This is a genomic window from Geodermatophilus sp. URMC 65, assembly GCF_053502545.1.
In genome coordinates this window covers 1,874,370-1,897,538 of record NZ_CP199954.1, presented here as the reverse complement: position 1 = coordinate 1,897,538, position 23,169 = coordinate 1,874,370, and the positions used below count along the sequence as shown (strand labels likewise).

Sequence of the window (23,169 nt, the reverse complement as noted above, 5' to 3'; positions counted from 1 at the left end):
CCCACCGAGCGCGGCTTGGGAGGATCGGCGCCGTGCCGCCCACCCCCACGACGATCACCGACCCGGACGACCCGCGGGTGGCCGACTTCCGCGACCTCAAGGCCGGGGACCGCCGGCCGGGCACCGAGCGCGGCACCGGCCCGGTCATCGTGGAGGGCGTCCCGGCGGTGCAGCGGCTGCTGGCCTCGCCCTACCGGGTGCGCGCGGTGCTGGGCGTGCCCGGGAGGGTGGCGGCGCTGGACCTGCCCGAGGGGGTCGCGGCCTACGAGGCAGACAAGTGGGTGCTCTCGGAGGTCATCGGCTTCCGGCTGACCCGCGGTGTTCTGGCCTCGGCCGACCGCCGTCCCCCGGCCGACCTCGACGCGCTGCTGGCCGGGCCGGACCCGGCCGCGCCCCGTCGGCTGGCCGTGCTGGAGGCGCTCAACGACGCCGAGAACCTGGGCTCGATCGCCCGCTCCGCGGTGGCCCTCGGCGTCGACGGCCTGCTGCTGGACCCGCGCTGCGCCGACCCGCTGTACCGCCGGTCGGTGCGGGTCTCGATGGGCCACGTGCTGGCGCTGCCGTTCGCCGTCCTGCCCGACTGGCCCGGCGGGCTGGACCGGCTGCACCGGGCGGGCTACCTGACCGTGGCGCTCACCCCGGCCGACGACGCGGTCGACCTGGCCGAGCTGGACCCGCGGGCGCACCCGCGCACGGCGGTGCTGCTCGGGGCGGAGGGGCCGGGGCTGACCCCCGAGGCGCAGCGGGCCGCTCGCGTGCGGGCGCGCATCCCCATGCGGGCCGGCGTCGACTCACTGGGCGTCGCAGCAGCGGCCGCGGTGGCCTTCGCGACGCTGCGCTGAGTCGACACTTGGTGACGTACTGGAACGGCCCCCCTGCAGGGGCCCGCCGCGGCCCCGTCCCGGGCACCACCCTGAGCTCGCGAAGGGTGGGCAGGAAGGGGTCCTTCTACGGTGGGGCAGGGGGTCCTCCTTCAGCCGCGCAGCGAGAAGCGGGCCAGGTGCGCCCGGGCCTCCTCGGCGCGGGCGGGGTTGCACATGACGTCGTAGCGGCCGGCGACCACGGCGCTGGTGCTGGTGAAGTCGCGCTGTCCCCGGCTGGCGGAGTAGCCGATCGCGGCGAACAGCATGCCGAAGAGCAGACCGATGAGCAGGCCGGTCAGGAGCGAGCCGATCCAGGCGGAGCCGTCCACGGCGAAGATGCCGAGGAGCAGGCCGACGAACAGGCCCCACCAGGCCCCGCCGGCCGCGCCGGCGGCGAGCACCCGGCCCCAGGTGAGCCGACCGGTGACCCGCTCGACCTGGCGCAGGTCCGAGCCGATGATCGTGACGTTCTCGACGGGGAACTTCTGGTCGGAGAGGTAGTCGACGGCGGCCTGGGCCTGCTCGTACGTGTCGAAGGAACCGACCTGCACGCCGCCGAGGGGCATGGACACCGAGGCTGACATGTCCTTCGTGGTACCCGGCAGTTCCGCGCGGACACCTCCCCCGGAGTGGCCGGCGTCACTCGTCGCCGAGCCCACCCGCGCAGGTAACCGCAGGTCAGCGGTGCCGACGGACCCCGAAGACGATGTCCTCCCACGCCGGGATGCGGGCCCGCGGGTCCTCGTCGTCGTCGTCCCCTACGGGGCGGCCCAGGACGACGGTGTCGTGCTCGCTGATGTCGTCCGCGTCGGCGGGGGGGTCGGTGGGGGGGGTTCCGGCGGGGGCGCCGTCGGCCGGCAGCACCGGCCGCACCTCGTCGTCCGCGGCCGGGTCGTCGTCCTCGTCCCGGGCGAGCCGCGAGGAGGCGGGGGCGGCGACGCCGTCGTCGTCGTCGGGGACGACGACGACCGGCCGGCTGCGCATCGGCGCGGGCCGCTCGGTCGGCACGTGCGGGACGACGCGCACCAGACGGGTGCCCTCGGCGAAGTCGGTGGTGGCGGCGTCGACCGGGGTGACGGTGCGGGCCGGGATGTCGTAGGCCCACCGGGTGACGCCGGACTTGGCGCCGGCCTGCCAGGCGGCGGTGACCTGCCAGACGCCGTCGCCGGCGCGGTGGGCGTCCCAGCGGACGGCGTCGAGGTCGGCGCCGAGCAGTCGCAGCCGCTCGGACATGTACTGCTGCAGCGGGACCGACGGCGTGCCCTCGGACAGCCGCACCCGGGCCTCGCGGGCCTGCTCGGCCACCCGCTCGCGCTCCTGCAGCACCGGGTGGGCGAAGCGCATGATCCGCTCGACCCGGATGCCGGAGGCCTGCGCCACCTGCTCGGGGGTCTCCCCCGCGCGGATGCGGGCCTGGATGACCCGCGGCGGCAGCGTCGCGCCGATCTCCACGTCGATCTGGCCGAGCCGGCGGGCGTCCCCGCGGGCGGCGGCGCGGACCCGCTCGTCGATCGGCAGCTCGAACCGCTCGCCCTCCTCGCCGGGTTCGGCGCCGTCGAGGGCGAGCACGAGGCTCCTGCCGTCGTCGGAGAGCGCCACCAGCCGCAGCTGACGCATGGGCGGCCTCCTGGGTGGGTGCTCGGGGGCGGGACGGCGGGCGGACCGGCCCCGGGATGGGGGAGTCCGCTTGCGAGGCTATCCGCGCACGCGGGAGCGTGTCGGCAGGCTCGCCCGGCGTGGCGCGCGCCCGGCTCCGACATGGGTGCCGGGGCGGTACCCCGGTGTCGCCGTCGGCACGCCCGGAGGACAGCGGCCCCCTGCGGGGTCCCGCCGAGAGCCCGCGGGAGGCGGGGGCAGGGGGTCCCCGCTCACAGCTTCCCGACGACGAAGTCGATGCAGGCGGTCAGCGCGCTGACGTCGTCCGGCTCGACGGAGGGGAACATGCCCACCCGCAGCTGGTTGCGGCCCAGCTTGCGGTAGGGCTCGACGTCCACGACGCCGTTGGCGCGCAGCACCCTCGCCACCTCGGCGGCGTCCACCGACTCGTCGAAGTCGACGGTGCCGACGACCCAGGAGCGCTGGTCGCGGTCGGCCACGAACGGCGTCGCGAACGGCGACTGCTCGGCCCAGCCGTAGAGCCGGCTCGAGGAGTCCCGGGTGCGCGAGACGGCGCCGGAGAGGCCGCCCAGGGACAGCAGCCAGCGGATCTGGTCGGCCAGCAGGAACAGCGTGGCGACGGCCGGGGTGTTGTAGGTCTGGTCCTTGGCCGAGTTGTCGACGGCGATGGACAGGTCCAGGAAGCCGGGGACCCAGCGGCCCGACGCCTTGATCTCGGCGATGCGGTCGAGGGCGTCGCGCGACATGAGTGCCACCCACAGCCCGCCGTCCCCACCGAAGTTCTTCTGCGGGGCGAAGTAGTAGACGTCGGTCTGCGTGACGTCGACCGGCAGCCCGCCGGCGCCGCTGGTGGCGTCGATGAGCACGAGCGCGTCCTCGGTGCCGTGCGGCCGCTGCACCGGGGCCATGACGCCGGTCGAGGTCTCGTTGTGCGCCCACGCGTAGACGTCGACGCCGTCGGTGGCGGTGGGCAGGGCCAGCGAGCCGGGCTCGGCCTTGGCGATGACCGGGTCGGCGAGGAAGGGTGCCTCGGCCACGCCGGAGGCGAACTTGCCGGAGAACTCGCCGTAGGTGCCGTGGGCGCTGCGCTCGCGGATCAGCCCGATGATCGCGGCGTCCCAGAACGCCGTCGTCCCGCCGTTGCCGAGGACGACCTCGTAGCCGTCGGGCAGGTCGAACAGCTCGGTCAGCCCCTCGCGCACCTGGCGGACCAGGCCCTTGACCGGCGCCTGCCGGTGGGAGGTCCCCAGGAGGGTGGCGCCGCTGCCGGCCAGCGCCTCGAGGGCCTCGGGACGCACCTTCGACGGACCGCAGCCGAAGCGGCCGTCGGAGGGCAGGAGGTCGGCGGGGATGGTGATGCTCATCCGGGAGGACTGCCTCTCAGAGTGGAGGTCGGGCCGGGGCAGGGAGGTCCTTCCTCACACCGGCTGGTCGATGGACTTGACCTTGATGGTGTCGAAGCCCTCGACCTCCTCGGGCTGGCGCGGGGCCGGGCCGACGTAGCGGGCCGACGGGCGCACGAGGCGGCCGGTGTTCTTCTGCTCGAGGATGTGCGCGCACCAGCCGGCGGTGCGGGCGCAGGTGAACATCGAGGTGAACATGTGGCTGGGCACCTCGGCGAAGTCCAGCACGATCGCCGCCCAGAACTCCACGTTGGTCTCGATCGGCCGGTCGGGACGCCGCTCGCGCAGTTCCTTGAGGGCGGCCTGCTCGAGGGCCAGCGCAGCCTCGAAGCGCGGGGCGCCGAGCTCCTTGGCGGCCTTGCGCAGCGTGCGGGCGCGCGGGTCCTCGGCGCGGTAGACCCGGTGGCCGAAGCCCATGAGCCGCTCGTGCCGGTCGAGGAGGTCCTTGACGTACTTCTCGGCGTCCCCGGTCTGCTCGACGCCGTCCAGCATGTGCAGCACCCGGGAGGGGGCGCCGCCGTGCAGCGGGCCGGACATCGCGCCGATGGCGCCGGACAGCGAGGCGGCGACGTCCGCGCCGGTGGAGGCGATGACGCGGGCGGTGAAGGTGGAGGCGTTCATGCCGTGCTCGGCGGCCGACGTCCAGTACGCGTCGACGGCGGCGACGTGGCGGGGGTCGGGCTCGCCGCGCCAGCGCACCATGAACCGCTCGACGATGGTGGAGGCCTCGTCGATGCGCGACTGGGGCACCGCCGGGATGCCGATGCCGCGGGCGGACTGGGCCACGTAGGACAGCGCCATGACCGCGGCCCGGGCGAGCTCCTCGCGGGCCTCCTCGGCGGAGATGTCCAGCAGCGGCTTGTAGCCCCAGATCGGGGTCAGCATGGCCAGCGCCGCCTGGACGTCGACGCGGACGTCGCCGGTGTGCACGGGGATGGGGAAGGGCTCGGCCGGCGGCAGGCCCGGGCCGAACTTGCCGTCGACCAGCAGCGCCCAGACGTTGCCGAAGGTGACCTTGCCGACCAGGTCCTCGATGTCGACGCCCCGGTACCGGAGGGAGCCGCCGTCCTTGTCCGGTTCGGCGATCTCCGTCTCGAAGGCGATCACGCCCTCCAGGCCGGGTACGAAGTCGTCGGCCATCTCGCATGCTCCTCTGCGCGCGGGACTCGTGCCCGCACGGGGCGGCGCACGACTGCGGTTGCGACCCTAGGCCGTGCCGACGCCCCCGGGACACCCGGGGCGGGCGTCCCGTGCTGCCCTCCCGCGAGATCTGCACAGTGGCGGTCGTCGGGCGCCCGATCACCACCACTGTGCAGATCTCGCGGGACAGGCGGGTGACAGCACGGCGCCCGTGCCCGGCTGCGACGATGGAGGTCGTGCCCGACCTCTCCCGCATGCGCAGGGACTACGAGACCCGGGGCCTCCGCGAGGACGACCTCGCCCCCACCTGGGTCGAGCAGTTCGACCGCTGGTTCACCGACGCCGTCGCCGCGGAGCTGCCCGAGCCCAACGCCGTGGTGGTCGCCACGGCCGACGCCGACGGTGCCCCCGACGCGCGCATCGTGCTGCTGAAGGGCTACGACGAGGCCGGCTTCGTCTTCGTCACCAGCTACGCCTCGGCCAAGGGCGCCCAGCTGGCCGTGAACCCCCGCGCGGCCCTGGTCTTCCCCTGGCACGCGCTGCAGCGGCAGGTGCGGGTGACCGGCCGGGTCGAGCGGGTGGGCGAGACGGCCAGCGACGACCTGTGGGACCCCCGCCCCCGCGGCGCGCAGCTGGCCGCTGCCGCGTCGATCCAGTCGACGAGGGTCGACTCCCGCGAGGAGCTGGTCGAGCGGCTGCGCCGGCTGGACGCCGAGACCGGGGGCGAGAAGCTGCCGCGGCCCGAGGTCTGGGGCGGCTACCGGGTGGTGCCCGACTCCGTCGAGTTCTGGCAGGGCGGGGCCGACCGGCTGCACGACCGGCTGCGCTTCGTCCGCGACGACGAGGAGGGCGGCGGCTGGGTCGTCCAGCGGCTGGCACCGTGAGCGGTCCGGAGGACCCGCCGGACCAGGCGCCGTACCCGGTCGACCCCGTCGAGGGCGGCGGTCCGGTCGAGGAGCCGGTGCCGGTGCCGCCCCGGCAGCGCCGTGCCTGGGCGATCGACACCACCCCGCTGCGGGACCCGCACTACCGGCGGCTGTTCTGGGGCGTGGCGGCCACGATGCTCGGCCAGCAGATGACGCTGGTCGCCGTCCCGTACCAGGTCTACGCGCTCACCGGCTCCTCCCTGCTGGTCGGCGTCACCTCGGTGGTGGCGCTGGTGCCGTTGATCGTCTTCGGCCTGCTCGGCGGCGCGATCGCCGACTCGATGGACCGCCGGCGGCTGATGCTGGTCACCGGCGTCGGCTCGGCGGTCACCAGCGCGCTGCTGGCGGGGCAGGCGCTGCTGCCCGGCGGCGGGAACCTGGCGCTGCTGTGGGTGCTCACCGCCTGCGTCTCCGGGTTCACCGCGGTCAACCAGCCCACCCGCAGCGCCGTCATCCCCGCGCTCGTCGGCGCCGAGGGCGTGCCGGCGGCGAACGCGCTGGCGATGACGGTGCGCCAGGTCGGGGTCATCGCCGGCCCGCTGCTGGCCGGGCTGCTCATCGCCGTCGGCAGCCTGCCGGTCGCCTACGCCGTCGACGCGCTCGGCTTCCTGGTCGCCGTCCTGCTGCTGCGCGGCCTGCCGCCGCTGCCCCCGGGGCGGGACGCCGGGCCGCTGCGGCTGGGCGCCGCCGTGCGGGGCGTGGCCGAGGGCTTCGCCTTCCTGCGCACCCAGCCGGTGCTGCTGATGACCTTCGTCGTCGACGTCGTCGCGATGCTCTTCGCCTGGCCGCAGGCGGTCTTCCCGGAGCTGTCGGAGGGCCGCTACGCCGACTCGCCGAACAGCCTGGGCTGGCTGTTCGCCGGCATCTCCATCGGAGCGCTGCTCATGGGGCTGACGTCGGGGTGGGTGTCGCGGGTGGACCGGCAGGGCGCGGTCGTCCTCGTCGCGATCGTCGTGTGGGGGATCGCGATCATCGGCTTCGGGTTCGCCTCGACGCTGTGGCTGGCCGTGCTCTGCCTCGCGGTGGCGGGCGCCGGCGACATGGTCAGCGCGGTGCTGCGCTCGTCGATGCTGCAGCTGGCCGCGCCGGAGGGGATGCGCGGGCGCATGCAGGGCGTGTTCCTCGTCGTCGTCGCCGGCGGGCCGCGGCTGGGGGACCTGCGGGCCGGCGCGATCGCGAGCGCCGCGGGGGTCACCGCGGCGATGGTCTCCGGCGGCGTGGTGGTCGTCGTCGCGATGGCGGTCGTGGCGCTGGTCGTGCCCTCGTTCTGGGTCTTCCGCGCCTCCCGCTCGGCGCAGCCCTCCGCCCACGGCTGACGGGCGCCCGCAGGGCGTGCGCAGGGACCGAGTGAGCAGGTGCGGCTGCCGCGCCCGGCGTGGCGTCGCGCGTCGCCGACCGCAACTGCTCACTCGGCCGACGGCGTGCCCCCGGGGGATGCGCGTCGAGGAACCGCCTCGCGCGGCGCGCGTCCCGCTGGGGGCGCCCTCAGGCGAGGGCGTGCGCGACCACCCGCAGGTCGGCGACGAGGGCGTCGTAGGCGGCCTCGCGGGCCTCGTCCGGCGTGCGCAGGATCGCCGAGGGGTGCGTGGTGGCCAGCATCCAGGTCTGGTGCGGCGCGTCCTCGTCGTCGTCCGCGGGGCGGTCGTCGCCGGCCTCCGCGCGGGCCACGCCCGGCGGGGTCCACGGGAGCAGCTGGCCGCGGTCCTTGGTGATCCGGAAGGACGGCGAGATCAGCGCCTTGGCCGCCGTGGCACCCAGGCAGACGACCACCTCCGGCTGCAGGACGGCGAACTCCGCCTCCAGCCACGGCCGGCAGGCCCGCAGGTGCTCGGGTCCGGGGGTCTGGTGGATCCGCCGCTTGCCCTTCTGCGTGAACCGGAAGTGCTTGACCGCGTTGGTGATGTAGGCGTCGCGGCGGTCGATGCCGGCATCCCCCAGCGCCCGGTCGAGCAGCCGGCCGGCCGGACCGACGAACGGCTCGCCCTTGCGGTCCTCCTGGTCCCCGGGCTGCTCGCCCACGAAGACGATGCGGGCGGTCTCCGGCCCCTCGCCGAACACGGTCTGGGTCGTGCCCTCCCACAGCTCGCACGCCTTGCACCCGGCGGCCGCCGTGCGCAGCCCCTCCAGCCCGACCCCGGTCGGCGGCTGCGCCGGCACGTTCTCCTGGCTCATGGGCCGATGACACCCCACCAGCCGTCCCGGCGCGAGAGCAGCCGACCGATACGTTGGTTCGGCAACGGAGGGTGACAGGGGGAGCGCGTGCTGGAGTTCGACGGTCTGCACAAGAGCTACGGGGCCAACCGGGTGCTCGACGGGGTCTCCTTCGCGGTCGCCCCGGGCTCGATGTTCGGCTTCTGCGGCTCCAACGGCGCCGGCAAGACGACGACGATGCGGATCGCGATGGGGCTGGTCCGCGCCGACGCCGGCGAGGTGCGCTGGCAGGGCCGGCCGCTGGACCAGGCCCTGCGCCGGCGGATCGGCTACATGCCGGAGGAGCGCGGCCTCTACCCGAAGATGCGGGTCGGCGAGCAACTGGCCTACTTCGCCCGGCTGCACGGGCTGGACGGCGCGGCCGCCGCCCGCGCCGCGGAGCACTGGGCGACCGGCTGGGCCTCGCCGAGCGCCGCCGCTCGCGGGTGGAGGAGCTGTCGCTGGGCAACCAGCAGCGGGTGCAGCTGGCCGCGGCCCTGGTCAGCCGGCCCGAGGTGCTCATCCTCGACGAGCCGTTCTCCGGCCTGGACCCGGTGGGCGTCGACGCGCTGGCCGAGGCGCTGCTCGAGCAGGTGCGCGGCGGCGTCCCGGTCGTCTTCTCCAGCCACCAGCTCGACCTGGTCGAGCGGCTCTGCGACGCCGTGGGCATCCTCGCCCGCGGCTCGATGGTGGCCGCCGGGCCGGTTCCCGAGCTGCGCCGCCGCGAGTCCGGCCGGCTGCTGAGGGTCGTCGTCCCGGACGCGCCGCCGGGGTGGGCGGCCGCGCTGCCCGGCGTGCGGGTGGAGTCCGAGTTGGCCGGCGACACCCTGCTGGCGCTCGCGCCCGGCACCGACGACCAGGCGGTGCTCGCCGCGGCGCTGCGCACCGGCCGGGTCGCGCACTTCGCCTGGCGCGAGCCGAGCCTGGTCGAGCTGTTCCGCGAGGCGGTCGCCGAGCCGGCCGGGGAGGTCGCCGCGTGACGTCGTCCGCACCCCGCACACCCGGCAGCGCCGCGCTGGTCCGGCTGGTCGCGGCGCGGGAGGTCTCCAGCCGCATCCGCGACAAGAACTTCGTCATCAGCTCGGTGGTCATCCTCCTGCTGCTGCTGGGCACGATGGCCTTCCAGGTGGTGATCAGCAGCGGGGAGGACACCAGCCGCGTCGCCGTCGCCGCGGACGACGGCCGGATCGGGCCCGCGGTCGAGGCGCAGGGCGAGGCGGTCGGCGTGGACGTCGAGGTCGTCGACGTCCCCGACGAGGCCGCGGCGCGCGACGCCGTCGAGACCGAGGAGGTCGACGCGGCCCTGGTCGACGGCACCGGGCCGGCCCCCGAGCTGCTGCTCGTCGACCGGGACCCCGCGCTGGAGGCGGTCGTCGGCGGCGCGGTCAGCGGGCTGGCCGTCTCCGACCGGCTGCTCGAGGCCGGCGTCGACCTGCAGTCCCTGCCGGAGGTGGCGGTGACCCCGGTCGGCGACGAGGGGGAGGACGACGGCCAGCGGGTGGTCGTGGCGATCATGGGCGTCGTCGTCCTCTACGGCCTGCTGATCCTGTTCGCGCAGTTCGTCGCCCAGGGTGTGGTGGAGGAGAAGGCCAGCCGGGTGGTGGAGCTGCTGCTCGCGACCATGCGGCCGTGGCAGCTGCTGGCCGGCAAGATCCTCGGGCTCGGCCTGCTCGGGCTGGGGCAGATCGTCGTCATCGGCGCGGTGGGGGTGGCCGGCGCGCTGGCGTTCGACCTGGTCGACGTCCCGGGGCAGCTGATCGGGACCGTGGCCACCGTCGTCGCCTGGTTCGTGCTCGGCTACGCGTTCTACGCCTGCGTCTTCGCCGTGGCGGCGTCGCTGGTCAGCCGGCAGGAGGACCTCGGCAGCGTGCTCACCCCGGCGTCGATGCTGCTGGTCGCCGGGTTCTTCGTGGCGGTCCAGGCGGCCGGCGACCCCGGCGGCACGCTGGCCACGGTCACCTCCTTCGTACCCGGCCTCTCCCCGCTGGTCATGCCGGTGCGCCAGGCGGCCGGGGAGGCGGCGGGCTGGGAGGTGGCGCTGGCCGTCGTCCTCATGCTGGGCGCCGTGGGCCTGGCCGTCCGCCTCGGCGGGCGGGTCTACGCCGGCGCCCTGCTGCGCACCAGCGGCCGGACGAAGGTGCGCGAGGCGCTCCGGGCCGAGCGTGCCTAGGGCCGCCGGGACAGGCGGGCCCGGCGGACGGCTGACTACCCCCGGGTGACCTGCACCGCCTCCGACGGGTGAGAGCGCCCGGGCGGGGGAGGACGGGGCGCCCGGGCCTCGCCATGATCGCCGCATGCGGGAGGACCTCGACGGGCGCCTCCGGGGGCTGCGCGCCTGCCGGGACGCCGACGCCGTCATCGAGCTGGGCTGCGACCTGGCCGACGCCGGGCGTTCCCAGGACGCCGAGCGCTGCTTCCGCCGGGCCGCCGAGCTGGGGGACGCGCTCGGCTGGTTCAACCTGGGCAACTCGCTGGCCGCGCGCGGCCGGGTCGAGGAGGCCGTCGACGCCTACGAGAAGGCGCTGGCCGGCGGCGAGCGCGATGCCTGGGTGAACCTCGGGCTGGTGCTCGAGCAGCTCGGCGACCTGGCCGGCGCGATGCGCGCCTACCGGGGCGCCGGCGCCGCCGGGGACACCCAGGGCGGCCTGCAGCTGGCGTTCCTGCTGCACGAGCAGGGCGAGCACGAGCAGGCCATCGCCGTGGCGGCCGAGCTCGCCGCCACGGGGGACGACGTCGCCGCGGCGGTGGTCGCCTGCTGGCGGTGGGCCGCCTCGCACGATGTCGCGCTGGAGGTCGACCTGCGCAGCGGGGCCGACCGCTTCCCCGGCGCGCGGGTGGCGCTGGCCGCACTGCTGCGCGTCACCGGCCGGGTGGTGGAGGCCCGCTTCACCCTCGAGCGCGGTGCCAAGCTCGGCGAGGTCCAGGCGTGGCTGCCGCTGGGCAACTTCTACGTCGAGGACCTGGCCGACGTGGAGGCGGCCGAGGAGGCCTACCGCGCGGGCATCGCCGCCGGTGACGGCTACTGCCACCACAACCTGGCCGTGCTGCTCGCCGACCGCGGCGACCTCGACGGCGCGGTGGAGCACTTCCGGCTCGGCGCCGCGGACGGCGACGACCTCGCCGCGCAGGCGCTGCGCGAGCTCGGCGGCTAGCTCAGCCGCCGACGGTGACGTCGGCGACCGGGACGTACGGCTCCACGTACGGGAAGACGACGAACAGCAGCAACGCGCTGAACGCCGCCACGAGCACGAGGGCCAGCAGTGCCCGCACCGCCGTCCCGCCGGGCGGGTGCCGCCAGATCCAGGAGTACACGGTCGCTCCTCACACTCCTCGCAGGGCCGGGGGCCGTCGGGTGCCTCGGCACGGCTCAGCGCGGGCCCGTCGAGCACGGCGTGCACGACCAGGCGCTGGCGCGCGGAGTACTCCGGGTGGCAGGTGGTCAGGGTCAGGTAGGCGCCCGTCGGCGGGCCGTCGGGGGTCGGCGCGATGACCGACACGTCCGAGGGGGAGACGACCTGCTGGCCGGGCACCTGCTCGGCCGGGCCGAGGACCCGGTAGACGAACCAGCTGTCGGCGGTCTCGACGACGACCGGGTCGCCCTCGCGCAGCGCGTCGATCTCCAGGAACGGCGACCCGCGGCCCACCCGGTGCCCGGCGACGGCGAAGTTGCCCAGCTCCCCCGGCATCGCGGTGCCGGGATGGTGGCCCGGCCCCTGCTCGAGCTCCTCGGTGCCGGTGCCCTCGACGACCGCCCGGGCGTAGTCGGCGCCCAGCCGCGGGATGTGCAGCATCGCGAACGCCTCGCCGCCCTGCAGCTCGGCCGGGACGGCGGCCGTCGGAGCCGACCACTCCTCGCGCAGCTCCGCGATCAGCTCGTCCTGCCGGGCGTTGCTCTGCAGGTCGGTCACCCACAGCTCGTGGACGACGAACAGCAGCAGCACGTAGCCGACCGTCAACAGCAGCTGCCCGGTGCCGCGAGCCGCGGTGCGCAGGGCGTCCGCCCGGGTCCTCGACACGGCGACCGATGCTGGGTCGACCGGCGCCCCCGGCCAGGAGCGCCGCGCGGCCGCACCCCAGCAGCCCCTCCCGTCCCAGCGGACGGCGGTCTCACCCCTGCTGGCGCAGCCCCTCCAGCGGGCCGCGGTAGACCCCCGCCGGCGGACCGGTCACCCCCGGGCGCGCGGTGAACAGCCGGCCGGCGTCGGGCTGGGCGGCCCGCGCCTCGTCGTCCAGCCCCTCGGCCGAGGTGCTCACCACCAGCAGGTCGCGCGCGGGTCCGGCGAACGCGCAGCTCGACGTCTGGGCCACCCCGGGCACCTCGACGACGGCGAGCAGCTCGCCCTCCGGTGACCAGCGGCGCACCTGCCCGCCACCCCACAGCGCGGTCCAGAGGCAGCCCTCGTCGTCGACGGTGAGCCCGTCGGCGACGCCGTCGTCGGGGTCGAACTCCAGGAGCACCCGGCCGTCGGTGAACGCGCCCGTGTCGACGTCGTACCCGAAGGCGTGCACCAGGCCCGGGCCGGAGTCGGCGAGGTAGACGGTGCGGCCGTCCGGTGACCAGTCGATGCCGTTCGACACCGTCAGCTCGTCCAGCACGGTCGTGACCGTGCCGTCGAGGTCCAGCCGGTACAGCGTCCCCGCACCGGGCCGCTGGTCGAAGGCCATGGTCCCGGCGAGGAAGCGGCCGGCCGGGTCGCAGGCCGCGTCGTTCATGCGCGTGCCGCCGTCCGCCTCGGTGCCGCCCTCGCCGGCCAGGGCGAGCAGCACCCGGGCGGTGCCGTCGGCCGCGAGGTGGGTGAAGCCGCCGTCCGCGGCGAGCAGCCACCCGCCGCCGTCCGCCGGGACGACGGCGCCGACGGTGTCCCCGCCGCGGTGCACCCCGGTCTCGGTGAGCGTGCCCTCGGCGTCGACCGCGGCCCGGCGCACCAGCCCGCCCTGGATGTCCACCCACAGCAGCTCGCCGCGGCCGGCGTCCCAGGTCGGGCCCTCGCCGTGCTGGGCGGGGGACAGGCCGGGGACGGGCGAGGCGGTGAGTCGCTGCACCCCTGCATCGTCCCGGCGCGGCGGGCCCGGTGCGCGCCGAGCGCCGCCGTCCCGCGGTGATCATGGGCCGCTCGCCGCCGGACACGCCGTCGCCCGGCGCGTCCTCCTGCAACGACCCCATGATCATCAGGGGGAGTGGGGCATGGGGGCCGCCCACGGACGCTGCGGCGCCCCGCCGCGACACCCACACGTCACACGGGCGGTCGATACTCGCCAGGTGTCCGAAGCCACCGTCGACGTCGCCGACCTGCGCCACCACGGAGGGCTCGAGGAGGACGGCACCGACGCCGCCGACGCCCCGCTGCGCGAGGACATCCGGCTGCTCGGCCGGGTCCTCGGCGAGGTCGTCCGCGAGCAGTCGGGGGACGACGTCCTCGCCCTCGTCGAGTCCACCCGCGTGGAGACCTTCCGGCTGCGCCGCTCGGAGGTCGACCGCGCCGACGTCGCCGCCCGGCTCGGCGCCCTCGACGTCCGCTCGGCCAACCACGTCATCCGCGCGTTCAGCCACTTCTCGCTGCTGGCCAACCTCGCCGAGGACCTGCACCACGAGCGCCGCCGCCGGTTCCACCGCATCGAGGGCTCGCCACCGCAGAAGGGCAGCCTGGCGGCCACCTTCGAGCTGCTCGACGCCGCGCACCTCGATGCCGACGTCGTCGCCCGTGAGCTCGCCGGGGCCCTGGTCAGCCCGGTGGTCACCGCGCACCCCACGGAGGTGCGCCGTCGCACCGTCTCGCGGGTGCAGCGGCAGATCACCGAGCTGATCCGCCGGCGCGACCGGTCCGCGCCGGGCGAGGCCGACGACCCGGCGTGGTCGGCGGAGCTGCAGCGCGCGGTGCTCACGCTCTGGCAGACGGCGCTGCTGCGGCTCTCGCGGCTGCGGCTGGCCGACGAGATCGACGAGGCGCTGCGCTACTACGAGCTGTCGCTGTTCGAGGTCGTGCCGGCGATCAACGCCGAGTTGCGCCGGGCGCTGCGCGAGCGCTGGCCGTCGGCCGGGCTGGACCGTCCGGTGCTGCTGCCCGGCTCGTGGATCGGCGGCGACCGCGACGGCAACCCGTTCGTCACCGCCGACGCCGTCCGCCGGGCCGGCACCCGGCAGGCCGAGACGGCGCTGGGCCACCACCTCGCCGAGCTGCTGGCGCTGCACGACGAGCTGTCGATGTCCGACCGACTGATCACGCCGACCCCGGAGCTGGCGCGGCTGGCCGACGCCTCCGGCGACGACTCGCCGTTCCGCGCCGACGAGCCCTACCGCCGCGCCCTGTACGGCGTGCACGCCCGGCTGGCCGCGACCGCGCAGCGGGTGCTCGGGTCGGTGCCCGGCCCGCCGCCGCACGCCGTGCTCGAGCCCTACGCGGCGCCCGAGGAGCTGCTGGCCGACCTCGCCACGATCGACGCCTCGCTGCGCACGCACGGCGCCGGTGCGCTGGCCGACGACCGGCTGGCCCGGCTGCGGGAGAGCGTCGAGGTCTTCGGCTTCCACCTCGCCGGCCTGGACATGCGGCAGAACTCCGCCGTCCACGCCGACGTGCTGGCCGAGCTGCTGGCCTGGGCCGGGGTGTGCCCCGACTACGCCGCCCTCGACGAGGAGCAGCGGGTCGAGCTGCTGGTCGGCGAGCTGCGGATGCGCCGTCCCCTGGTGCGCCCGGACGCCGCGCTCTCCGACCTGGCCCGCGGCGAGCTGGACGTCCTGCGGGCCGCGGCCGACCAGGTCCGCACGCTCGGCCCGCAGGCGGTCCCGAACTACGTGATCAGCATGTGCGAGTCGGTCAGCGACGTCCTCGAGGTCGCCGTCCTGCTCAAGGAGGTCGGCCTGCTCGACCCCGGCGACTCGTCCTCCGCCCACCCAGGCCCGCGCTGCCCGGTCGGCATCTCGCCGCTGTTCGAGACGATCGGCGACCTGCAGCACGCCGCGGAGACCGTGACCGCCGTCCTCGGCCAGCCGCTGTACCGGGCCCTGCTGCGCGACCGCGGGGACGTGCAGGAGGTGATGCTCGGGTACTCCGACAGCAACAAGGACGGCGGCTACCTCGCGGCCAACTGGGCGCTGTACCGGGCCGAGCTGGCGCTGGTGGAGGTGGCCCGGCGCGAGGGCGTGCGGCTGCGGCTGTTCCACGGCCGCGGCGGCACGGTCGGCCGCGGCGGCGGCCCCAGTTATGACGCGATCCGGGCCCAGCCGCCCGGCGCGGTGGCCGGCGCGCTGCGGATCACCGAGCAGGGCGAGGTCATCGCCGCCAAGTACGCCGAGCCCGACCGTGCCCGGCGCAACCTCGAGGCGATGGTCGCGGCCACGCTGGAGGCCAGCCTGCTCGACACCGAGGGCCTGGGGGACGACGCCGAGCCCGCCTACGCGCTGCTCGACGACCTCGCCGCCCGCGCCCAGCAGGCCTACCGCGCGCTGGTGCACGAGACGCCGGGCTTCGTCGAGTGGTTCCGGGCCGCCACGCCGATCGGCGAGCTGGCCGAGCTGAACATCGGCAGCCGGCCGCCGTCGCGCAAGGCCGGCGACTCGATCGCCGACCTGCGCGCCATCCCGTGGGTGTTCAGCTGGTCGCAGGCGCGGATCATGCTGCCCGGCTGGTACGGCACCGGGTCGGCCCTGGAGAGCTGGGTCGACGGCGACCCGGCCCGGCTCGCCCGGCTGCAGCAGCTGCACGAGCGCTGGCCGTGGTTGCGCACGATGCTGTCCAACATGGGCATGGTGCTGGCCAAGACCGACCTCGACCTGGCCGCCCGCTACGCCGAGCTGGTGCCCGACGAGCAGCTGCGGCACCGGGTGTTCGACCAGCTCACCGCCGAGCACGAGCGCAGCTGCCGGATGCTGCTGGCGGTCACCGGCGACGACCGGCTGCTGGCCGACAACCCCTCGCTGGCGCGGTCCATCCGCAACCGCTTCCCCTACCTGGAGCCGCTGCACCACCTGCAGGTGGAGATGCTGCGCCGGCGTCGCGGGTACGCGGGGCAGGGTGGGGACGACGACGAGCTGGTCCGCCGCAACATCCAGCTGACCATCAACGGCATCGCCACGGCCCTGCGCAACAGTGGCTGAGCCGCAGCTGGAGGAGCTGGCCGACGCCGAGCCGCTGGACCTGCGGGTGGCCACCGGGTCCGCCGAGGTGCAGGCCGCGGCCCGGGCCCTCGGCGTCGCGCCGGCCGCCCTGGCGACCACGCTCACCGACCCCGACCTCCGCCTGCTCGTCGACCACCGGGACGGCGTCGCCCTGCTGCGCCGCGCGTGGGCCGACGACGGGCACGCCGAGGCGGTGCTGGTCCGCCGGCGCGGCGCCCGGGTCACCCGGCCCGCCGTCCTCGCCGTCGCGTCGGCCTGGGGTTGCGAGCGGGTGCGCGACGCGGCCACCGACGACGTCGTCGCCGTCCCCACCCCGCCGGACGACGCCCCGCTGACCGCCCGCTTCCTGCACGCCGCCGCGCTCGCCGCCACCCGGGTCGGGGTCGCCGTGGCGCTGGCCCGCGACGCCGGTCAGGACACCGTCAAGTCCGACGGGAGCCCGTCGCTGGGCGCCGACGAGGCCGCGCACCTGGCCGCCGCGCACGCGCTGCGCCCGCTCGGGGTGACCGTGCTCAGCGAGGAGCGCTCCGACCGCCCGGTCCCCGGCGACGAGCCGTGGGTGGTGCTCGACCCCCTCGACGGCACGGGCAACTTCCGTGCCGGGCTGGCGCCGTGGGCCTTCTCTGCCGCACTGGTGCAGGACGGCCGCCCGGTCGCGGGCCTGGTCGCCGACCTGTCGTCGGGCCGCCGCTGGTCCGGTGCGGTCGGGGAGGGTGCGCGGCGCGACGGGGTGCCGGTCCGGCCGCGGGACGCCGGGACGGTCGTCGCGCCCACCGCGCCGTCGGGGTCGGCCGTCGTCGTGCCGGCCAGCGCCCGCCGGGTGCGGGTGACCGGCTGCACCGCGGTCGACGTCTGCCTGGTCGCCGACGGCGCGGCCGGGGCGTGGCAGAACCTCGACCGCAGCGGCACCCACGTGCACGACGTCGCCGGCGGGCTGGCGCTGCTCGCCGCCGCCGGCGGGGTGGCCCTGGGCCCGGACGGCGTGCCACTGCGGCTGCGGCCGGACACCGAGACGCTCATCCGGTTCGTCGCCGCGGGCACCGAGGAGCGGGCGCGGGAGCTGCTGCGCGAGCTGACCTGCACCGAGGCATAGGAGTCCGAGCAGACGTCCACGGCCCCCTTGCAGGGGCTCGCTGCGAGCGTGCGAGCAGTGGGGGGCAGGGGGGTCCTCTCTCAGCGGGTGCGGGCGGCCGCCTCCTTCACGGCGGCCAGCAGCGACTCCCACTCGTGCAGCGTCGTCCGGGCCCGGCCGCGGGTGGCACCGAGCGCGACCTCGGCGGCGTCGATGGCCCGCCAGTCCTCGAGCAGCACCGCGTCGGCGCCGTTGGCGCGCAGGGTCGCCACCAGGTCGTCGTCCCCGCTGCTGCTGCTGGGGCGGACGACGCCGGCCGCGACGTCGGCCAGCAGCGCGGCCACCGTCTCGCGGGCGTCGTGCTTGTTGGTGCCCACGACCCCGGTCGGCCCGCGCTTGATCCAGCCGGCGACGTACTCGCCGGGGGAGGGCTCCCCACCGCGCAGCACCCGGCCCTGGTCGTTGGGGACGGTGCCGCGGCGCGCGTCGAGGGGCAGCTCGGGCAGCTCCCCGCCGCGGTAGCCGACCGAGCGGACCACCAGGTCGGCCGGCAGCACGGTCGTCTCGCCGGTGCCCGAGGCGCGGCCGTCGGCGTCGACGACGGTGCGCTCGACCTCGACGCCGATCACCCGGTCCTCGCCGAGCAGGCGCACCGGGCGGGAGAAGAAGCGCAGGGTCACCGTCGTCCGGCCCGGCTGCGCCGTGTGCTGCGCCCACTCGTGCAGCACCGCCAGGTTCCGCGACGCCACCCGGTCGGCCGCCACGCGCTCCTCGGCGGCCGGGTCGAGCTCCAGATCGGCCGGGTCGACCAGCACGTCGGCCTCGGCCAGCTCGCCGAGCTCGCGCAGCTCCTGGGTGGTGAAGGTGGCCTGTGCCGGGCCGCGCCGGCCCAGCACGGTGACCCGCTCGACCGGGGCGGCGGCGAGGGCGTCGAGCACGTGCTGCGGCATGTCCGTGGGCTCGAGCTCGGCCGGGGTGCGGGCCAGCACGCGGGCCACGTCGAGCGCGACGTTGCCGACCCCCACGACGACGACCGATCGGGCGCCCGCCAGTGCCGCCTCGACCGTCGTCCGGTCGGCGTCGGGGTGGCCGGTGTACCAGGCGACCAGCGCCGTGGCGGCCAGGCTGCCGGGCAGCTCCTCGCCGGGGATGGCCAGCTGCCGGTCCAGCGCGGCGCCGTAGGTGTAGACGACGGCGTCCACCGCGGCGTGCAGCTCGGAGCAGGAGAGGTCGCGGCCGATCTCCACGTTGCCGACGAAGCGCACCGCCGGGTGGTCCAGGGCCCGGTGCAGCGTGTCGCGGATCGCCCGCATCTTCGGGTGGTCGGGGGCGATGCCGTGGCGCACCAGGCCGAACGGGGTGGGCAGCCGGTCGATCAGGTCGACGGCGACCGGGACCTCCTGCTGCCGGGTGAGCGCCTCGGCGGCGTAGATGCCCGCCGGACCGGCGCCGACGACGGCCACCCGCAGCCGCGGGGGAGGGGACGGGGGACCGGGGTCTTCGTCGGCCGACACATCACGCATCCTGTCCCGCCGGGGTGGGCAAGCACCAGGCTCCGAGAACCCCGAGTCCAGGAGGCCGCCCGTGTCCGTCGTCGTCGTCGCCACCATCACCCCGCAGCCCGAGCACGCCGAGGCGGTCCGGGAGGCCGTGCTGGCCGCCGTCCCGCAGGTGCACGCGGAGGGGGGGTGCGAGCGCTACGCGCTGCACGAGGCGCGCGACGGCTCCCTCGTCATGATCGAGCAGTGGGCGAGCCCCGAGGCGCTGGCCGCGCACGGCAGGGGCGAGCCGTTCACCGAGCTGTCGCGGCAGCTGGAGGGCAAGCTGGCCGGCGCCCCGGAGCTGCAGGTGCTCAATCCCATCCCGACAGGAGACGACGCCAAGGGCGTTCTGTAGGGCAGCTGTGGTCGTGGTCCAGCCCGTCGGTGACGTACTGGGTGAGGACGACGTGCCCGCCGTCGACCAGCGGGTCGCGCAGGCACGCGACGCGGGCACCGGCGAGGGACCTCGCGCCGGCCAGCCAGCTGTCGAGGTCGTGCAGCGCGCTGTCCTCGGGCACCGCGCCGGCGATCCGCCGCCACTGGCGGCCGGTGGAGTACAGGCCGACCTCCGCGCCGGTGGCCGCGAGCCGGGCGACCATCCCCTCGAGCGCCGCGCGGTTGCGGGCGCGGGCAGGTGCCGAGCCGGTCTGCCAGGTGTTCGTCGTCTCGACGTCGAGCCACCAGGTGTGCTCGCCCGGGTCGGGGTCGACGCCGGCGGCCTCGGCCGCGGGGACGAAGAACTCCGCCACCGTGGCCGCGGCCCGCTCCCACCCGTACCGCCACGAGCAGGCCCGGCTGTTGGTCCCCTCGCAGCGGCCGTAGGGGGTGCGGCCGCGTGAGGGCCAGGTGGTCACCTGGTCGCGGACCTGGCCGGGGTTGGCCGTGTTGACGTAGAGCTGCAGCCGCGGCTGAGCCGCCACCGCGCCGGTGGTCTCCTCCGCCGCCCACGCCAGCTGCTCGGCCAGGCAGGGATTGGGCCGGGTCGCCAGCCCGCCGTTCACGCCGACGACGGCGAACGCCGGGTCGTCGGGCAGCCGGTCGCCGCACTGCGGGAAGGAGACGTCGTAGCCGACCTCGGCGTCCTCCCCCCGGTCGGCCGCCGCGGCCGGCACGCCGAGGGCCAGGCACGCCGCGGCGAGCGCGGCCACCCCGAGAGCACGCCCCGCGCCGACCATGCTCCACGATAGGTCGGGAGGAGCCTCCGGTCACCGGGTCAGACGGCCTGGCAGACCGGGCACCAGTAGAGGTTGCGGCCGACCATCACCTGGGTTTGCACTGGCGTTCCGCAGACCCGGCAGGGCAACCCGGTGCGCCGGTACACGTAGTGCGCGTCCTCCCGTCGGACCGCTCCGCCGCGGCGGTCGCGGTGCTCCGGCCGGGTGGTGACGATCCGGCCCATCCGGACGCCGGAACGCATGAGCACGACCAGGTCGGCCCACATCGCCGTCCAGGTGTCGGCGTCGACGTCCTGGCCCGGGCGGAAGGGCGAGACGCCGTGCCGGAAGAGGATCTCGGCGCGGTAGACGTTGCCGACCCCGGCGAGCACCGACTGGTCCATGAGCAGCGCGCCGATCGCGGTGCGGCTGCCGGCGATCCGCCGGTGGGCCACGGTGCCGTCGCTGCGCGGCCGCAGCGGGTCGGGGCCGAGGCGGTCGAGGATGCGGTCGACCTGCGGCGCGGTGAGCACCTCGCAGGCGGTGGCGCCGCGCAGGTCGGTCCACACGCCCAGGCCGTCGGGACCCTCGCCCTCCCAGCGCATCCGCAGGGCACCGCGCGGGGGCGGCGGGGTGCCCTCGCCGGAGGTGTAGGTGCCGTACAGGCCCAGGTGCACGTGCAGGGTGTCGGCGCCGAAGCAGGCGAACAGGTGCTTGCCGTGGGAGGTCACCTCGTCGAGCACCCGGCCGTCGAGCAGCGCCGCGCCGGCGGCGAAGCGGCCCTGAGGGCTGGTCACGTGCACCGGACGGCCGGCGAAGGCCAGCGTCTGGTCCCGGGCCAGCCGGTGCAGCGTGTGTCCCTCAGGCACGGGCGGCTCGGCAGGTCATGACCCCAGCTTCACCCCTGACCAGCAGCTCCGCCACGATGGGGCGGTGACCCAGGTGACACCGCAGCTGGCCCGCAGCGCCTGGGGGTCGCTGGAGACCCTCCACGTCGTCGCCTTCTTCGCCCCCGAGGTGCAGCAGGCCTACGACCGCTTCGGGGTGCCGGCGACCCGGGCCGGCTACTTCGCCGCCCGGTCGTCGGCGTTCGGCGCGGCCGACCCGGCGCTCGTGGTCGCCACCTTCTACGTCTTCTCGCCCGACCTCGTCGCCCGGGCGGTGCCGGCCGTCTGGGCGGCCGGGACGCCGGAGGAGTGGGCCACCGCCCGCAGGGACGCCGTCGGCGCGGCGCTGCACCGGGTGCTCGGCGAGCCCGACGTCGCGGAGGCGCTGGAGCTGGCCCGCGAGGCGTGTGCGGGGCTGCGTGCGGCCGGGCGGCCCGTCTACGCGGCCTGGAGCGGCGCCGACTGGCCCGCGGACCCGCTGCTGCAGCTGTGGCACGCCGGCCTGCTGGTGCGCGAGCACCGCGGTGACGGCCACGTCACCGCGCTGATGGCCGCCGGGCTGGACCCGGTGGAGGCCCTGGTCACCGGCGGTCTGGCCTCGGACAGCACCGACTTCGTGCGCACCACCCGGGGCTGGAGCGACGCGGAGTGGACGGCGGGGGAGCGGCGCTGCCGCGACCGCGGGCTGGTCGACGACGGCGGCCTCACCGACGCGGGCCGTTCCCTGCGCGCGGACGTCGAGGCGACCACCGACCGGCTGGCGGTGGCCGGCTGGGCGCACCTGGGGGCCGACGGCACGCAGCGGCTGGTCGAGCTGGTGGCACCGCTGCGCGAGCGGCTGTTCGACTCCGGCCTGCTGCCGGACTGGATCCGCTCCCGCGGCTGATCAGCGCTCGCGCACCCGCTCGTAGCGCTCCAGCGCCACCCGGCGCTCCTCGGCGTGGTCGACGAGCGGCAGCGGGTAGCCGTCGGGGACGCCGTCCGGCGCCGACCAGGGCTCGTGCACGTACCGCGCCGGGACCTCGCGCAGCTCGGGCACCCAGCGGCGCACGTAGTCGCCGTCCGGGTCGAACTCCTTGCCCTGCCGGGTGGGGTTGAAGACCCGGTAGTACGGCGAGGCGTCGGTGCCGGTCCCGGCGACCCACTGCCAGCCGTGGTTGTTGCTGGCCAGGTCGCCGTCGACGAGGTGCTGCATGAAGTGCCGGGCACCGCGCCGCCAGTCGACGTGCAGGTCCTTGACCAGGAACGACGCGACGATCATCCGGACGCGGTTGTGCACGTAGGCCTCGCCGAGGAGCTGGCGCATCCCGGCGTCGACGATCGGGTAGCCGGTGCGGCCCTGCGCCCACGCCTCGAACCGCGCGTCGGCGTCCGGGCCGGTGTCGTAGGTCATCGCGCGCATCCGCTCGTCGAGCGGCTCGCGAGCGGACTCCGGGCGGTGCCACAGGACGTCGGCGTAGAAGTCCCGCCAGCACAGCTCGTTGCGGAAGCTGTCGGCGGAGTCGGTGTCGAGGTCCTCCAGGTCGGCCAGCAGCGTGCGCGGGTGCACGCAGCCGTACTTCAGGTAGGCCGACAGCCGGCTGGTGCCGTCGGTGCCCGGGGTGTTGCGGGTGGTCCTGTAACCCTCCAGCCGCTCGGCGCGGAAGGTCCGCCAGGCGTCGGAGGCGGCGGCCTCACCGGCCGGGGGCAGCCGGACGCCGTCCAGGTCCGGCACCTCGGGCGGGTCCTCGGAGCGGATGCCGCTGGTCCACGTCACCGTGTCCGGTCGCGGCGCCGGGGCCCGCCAGCCGTGCTCGCGCCAGGCACGGGAGAAGGGCGAGAAGACGCGGAACGGCGTCCCGTCGGACTTGGTGACCCGGCCCGGCGTCACCGCGTACGGCGAGCCAGTGCGCACGAGCGGGACGTCGCCGAGGGCCCGCTCGACCGCCGCGTCGCGCTGCCGGCCGTAGACGCCGGTGTCGGCCGAGACGTGCACGCTGACCGCACCCACCTCGCGGGCCAGGTCGGGCACGACCCGCGCCGGGTCGCCGGAGCGCAGCACCAGCGCGCCGTCCACCTGCTCGCCCAGGTCGGCGAGGCAGTCCAGGAGGAACTGCCGCCGCTGCAGCCCGGAGGGTCCCCACAGCCGCGGGTCGAAGACGAACAGCGGCAGCACGGCGCCGTCGGCCCCGGCCGCCTCGCGGGCGTCGAGCAGGGCCGGGTGGTCGGCCAGCCGCAGGTCGCGGCGGAACCAGAGCAGCGCGGTGGACACCCCGGCGAGCGT

General features: G+C 76.0%; 21 protein-coding genes and 2 pseudogenes. 11 read left to right on the top strand and 12 right to left on the bottom strand.

The genetic code is table 11. The features are described 5' to 3' along the window. Positions 1 to 32 precede the first annotated feature (32 nt). Entirely contained in the window at positions 33 to 842 is an 810-nt protein-coding gene (locus ACWIX7_RS09205) for a TrmH family RNA methyltransferase (RefSeq protein WP_448621238.1), read from the top strand. A 131-nt stretch (positions 843 to 973) separates the two neighbouring features. Here the strand turns inward: ACWIX7_RS09205 and ACWIX7_RS09200 are convergent, their stop codons facing one another. The 4 genes from ACWIX7_RS09200 to ACWIX7_RS09185 form a co-directional block, all read right to left on the bottom strand. After that, positions 974 to 1,447 (bottom strand): general stress protein, encoded by a 474-nt coding sequence (locus tag ACWIX7_RS09200; protein ID WP_448621237.1) that lies wholly within the window; start codon positions 1,445 to 1,447, stop codon positions 974 to 976. A 94-nt stretch (positions 1,448 to 1,541) separates the two neighbouring features. Further along, the gene (sepH, locus tag ACWIX7_RS09195) at positions 1,542 to 2,480 is read right to left on the bottom strand and encodes a septation protein SepH (RefSeq protein ID WP_448621236.1); all 939 of its coding nucleotides are present in this window, start codon (positions 2,478 to 2,480) and stop codon (positions 1,542 to 1,544) included. 251 nt (positions 2,481 to 2,731) lie between these two features. After that, on the bottom strand, positions 2,732 to 3,844 hold the full coding sequence (gene serC / locus ACWIX7_RS09190; RefSeq protein WP_448621235.1) for a phosphoserine transaminase: 1,113 nt from the start codon (positions 3,842 to 3,844) through the stop codon (positions 2,732 to 2,734). A gap of 54 nt (positions 3,845 to 3,898) precedes the next feature. After that, positions 3,899 to 5,023 carry a citrate synthase 2 gene (locus ACWIX7_RS09185; RefSeq protein WP_448621234.1) on the bottom strand — a complete coding sequence of 375 codons (1,125 nt, stop codon included), beginning with the start codon at positions 5,021 to 5,023 and terminating at the stop codon, positions 3,899 to 3,901. 227 nt (positions 5,024 to 5,250) lie between these two features. Between ACWIX7_RS09185 and pdxH the strand changes: the two genes are divergently transcribed. Then, positions 5,251 to 5,907: a pyridoxamine 5'-phosphate oxidase gene (pdxH, locus tag ACWIX7_RS09180; RefSeq protein ID WP_448621233.1), complete on the top strand. Its 657-nt coding sequence runs from the start codon at positions 5,251 to 5,253 to the stop codon at positions 5,905 to 5,907. Beyond that, positions 5,904 to 7,265, top strand: coding sequence for an MFS transporter (locus ACWIX7_RS09175; RefSeq protein WP_448621232.1), 1,362 nt, complete (start codon positions 5,904 to 5,906; stop codon positions 7,263 to 7,265). The genes pdxH and ACWIX7_RS09175 overlap by 4 nt, the downstream gene beginning before the upstream one ends. Before the next feature lie 169 nt (positions 7,266 to 7,434). Here the strand turns inward: ACWIX7_RS09175 and ACWIX7_RS09170 are convergent, their stop codons facing one another. After that, positions 7,435 to 8,121, bottom strand: coding sequence for a UdgX family uracil-DNA binding protein (locus ACWIX7_RS09170; protein ID WP_448621231.1), 687 nt, complete (start codon positions 8,119 to 8,121; stop codon positions 7,435 to 7,437). Positions 8,122 to 8,292: 171 nt separating this feature from the next. Here ACWIX7_RS09170 and ACWIX7_RS09165 point away from each other — a divergent pair. The 4 genes and pseudogenes from ACWIX7_RS09165 to ACWIX7_RS09150 all read left to right on the top strand — a co-directional run. Continuing rightward, positions 8,293 to 8,481, top strand: a pseudogene (locus ACWIX7_RS09165) (ATP-binding cassette domain-containing protein); the annotation flags it as partial. 104 nt (positions 8,482 to 8,585) lie between these two features. Then, positions 8,586 to 9,119 (top strand): ABC transporter ATP-binding protein, encoded by a 534-nt coding sequence (locus ACWIX7_RS09160; protein ID WP_448621230.1) that lies wholly within the window; start codon positions 8,586 to 8,588, stop codon positions 9,117 to 9,119. Further along, a complete protein-coding gene (locus ACWIX7_RS09155) occupies positions 9,116 to 10,309 on the top strand; it encodes an ABC transporter permease (protein ID WP_448621229.1) in 1,194 nt (397 codons plus the stop codon). Before ACWIX7_RS09160 ends, ACWIX7_RS09155 begins: the two co-directional genes overlap by 4 nt. Positions 10,310 to 10,433: 124 nt before the next feature. Then, a complete protein-coding gene (locus ACWIX7_RS09150) occupies positions 10,434 to 11,291 on the top strand; it encodes a tetratricopeptide repeat protein (protein WP_448621228.1) in 858 nt (285 codons plus the stop codon). Position 11,292: 1 nt separating this feature from the next. Here the strand turns inward: ACWIX7_RS09150 and ACWIX7_RS09145 are convergent, their stop codons facing one another. From ACWIX7_RS09145 to ACWIX7_RS09135, 3 genes and pseudogenes are all read right to left on the bottom strand, one after another. Next, a complete protein-coding gene (locus tag ACWIX7_RS09145) occupies positions 11,293 to 11,451 on the bottom strand; it encodes a hypothetical protein (protein ID WP_448621227.1) in 159 nt (52 codons plus the stop codon). Between the two features lie 128 nt (positions 11,452 to 11,579). Continuing rightward, a pseudogene (locus ACWIX7_RS09140) lies at positions 11,580 to 12,080 on the bottom strand (class E sortase); the annotation flags it as partial. Between the two features lie 166 nt (positions 12,081 to 12,246). Further along, positions 12,247 to 13,182, bottom strand: a complete 936-nt coding sequence (locus ACWIX7_RS09135; protein ID WP_448621226.1) for an SMP-30/gluconolactonase/LRE family protein — start codon at positions 13,180 to 13,182, stop codon at positions 12,247 to 12,249. A 217-nt stretch (positions 13,183 to 13,399) separates the two neighbouring features. Between ACWIX7_RS09135 and ppc the strand changes: the two genes are divergently transcribed. Together ppc and ACWIX7_RS09125 are read left to right on the top strand one after the other, a co-directional pair. Next, positions 13,400 to 16,231, top strand: coding sequence for a phosphoenolpyruvate carboxylase (gene ppc, locus ACWIX7_RS09130; protein WP_448621225.1), 2,832 nt, complete (start codon positions 13,400 to 13,402; stop codon positions 16,229 to 16,231). Beyond that, positions 16,224 to 17,345, top strand: a complete 1,122-nt coding sequence (locus ACWIX7_RS09125; protein WP_448621224.1) for an inositol monophosphatase family protein — start codon at positions 16,224 to 16,226, stop codon at positions 17,343 to 17,345. The genes ppc and ACWIX7_RS09125 overlap by 8 nt, the downstream gene beginning before the upstream one ends. An 80-nt stretch (positions 17,346 to 17,425) precedes the next feature. Here the strand turns inward: ACWIX7_RS09125 and ACWIX7_RS09120 are convergent, their stop codons facing one another. Continuing rightward, positions 17,426 to 18,847, bottom strand: a complete 1,422-nt coding sequence (locus ACWIX7_RS09120; protein WP_448621223.1) for an FAD-dependent oxidoreductase — start codon at positions 18,845 to 18,847, stop codon at positions 17,426 to 17,428. Between the two features lie 61 nt (positions 18,848 to 18,908). On the opposite strand from ACWIX7_RS09120, the gene ACWIX7_RS09115 reads away from it, so the two are divergent. Beyond that, the gene (locus ACWIX7_RS09115; protein WP_448621222.1) at positions 18,909 to 19,220 is read left to right on the top strand and encodes a putative quinol monooxygenase; all 312 of its coding nucleotides are present in this window, start codon (positions 18,909 to 18,911) and stop codon (positions 19,218 to 19,220) included. Here ACWIX7_RS09115 and ACWIX7_RS09110 read toward each other — a convergent pair. Then, positions 19,177 to 20,040, bottom strand: coding sequence for a hypothetical protein (locus ACWIX7_RS09110; RefSeq protein ID WP_448621221.1), 864 nt, complete (start codon positions 20,038 to 20,040; stop codon positions 19,177 to 19,179). The genes ACWIX7_RS09115 and ACWIX7_RS09110 overlap by 44 nt on opposite strands. Positions 20,041 to 20,078: 38 nt before the next feature. Continuing rightward, positions 20,079 to 20,888: an Fpg/Nei family DNA glycosylase gene (locus tag ACWIX7_RS09105; protein WP_448621220.1), complete on the bottom strand. Its 810-nt coding sequence runs from the start codon at positions 20,886 to 20,888 to the stop codon at positions 20,079 to 20,081. Positions 20,889 to 20,952: 64 nt separating this feature from the next. On the opposite strand from ACWIX7_RS09105, the gene ACWIX7_RS09100 reads away from it, so the two are divergent. After that, positions 20,953 to 21,792 (top strand): SCO6745 family protein, encoded by an 840-nt coding sequence (locus tag ACWIX7_RS09100; RefSeq protein WP_448621219.1) that lies wholly within the window; start codon positions 20,953 to 20,955, stop codon positions 21,790 to 21,792. Here the strand turns inward: ACWIX7_RS09100 and ACWIX7_RS09095 are convergent, their stop codons facing one another. Beyond that, positions 21,793 to 23,157 carry a cryptochrome/photolyase family protein gene (locus ACWIX7_RS09095; protein ID WP_448621218.1) on the bottom strand — a complete coding sequence of 455 codons (1,365 nt, stop codon included), beginning with the start codon at positions 23,155 to 23,157 and terminating at the stop codon, positions 21,793 to 21,795. It abuts the gene before it with no gap. Positions 23,158 to 23,169 lie beyond the last annotated feature (12 nt).

Bases quoted from the DNA above. Each gene is read 5' to 3' on its own strand.
- ACWIX7_RS09200 (WP_448621237.1), bottom strand. From the start codon at position 1,447: ATGTCAGCCTCGGTGTCCATGCCCCTCGGCGGCGTGCAGGTCGGTTCC.
- sepH (WP_448621236.1), bottom strand. From the start codon at position 2,480: ATGCGTCAGCTGCGGCTGGTGGCGCTCTCCGACGACGGCAGGAGCCTC.
- serC (WP_448621235.1), bottom strand. From the start codon at position 3,844: ATGAGCATCACCATCCCCGCCGACCTCCTGCCCTCCGACGGCCGCTTC.
- ACWIX7_RS09185 (WP_448621234.1), bottom strand. From the start codon at position 5,023: ATGGCCGACGACTTCGTACCCGGCCTGGAGGGCGTGATCGCCTTCGAG.
- pdxH (WP_448621233.1), top strand. From the start codon at position 5,251: ATGGAGGTCGTGCCCGACCTCTCCCGCATGCGCAGGGACTACGAGACC.
- ACWIX7_RS09170 (WP_448621231.1), bottom strand. From the start codon at position 8,121: ATGAGCCAGGAGAACGTGCCGGCGCAGCCGCCGACCGGGGTCGGGCTG.
- ACWIX7_RS09150 (WP_448621228.1), top strand. From the start codon at position 10,434: ATGCGGGAGGACCTCGACGGGCGCCTCCGGGGGCTGCGCGCCTGCCGG.
- ACWIX7_RS09120 (WP_448621223.1), bottom strand. From the start codon at position 18,847: ATGCGTGATGTGTCGGCCGACGAAGACCCCGGTCCCCCGTCCCCTCCC.
- ACWIX7_RS09110 (WP_448621221.1), bottom strand. From the start codon at position 20,040: ATGGTCGGCGCGGGGCGTGCTCTCGGGGTGGCCGCGCTCGCCGCGGCG.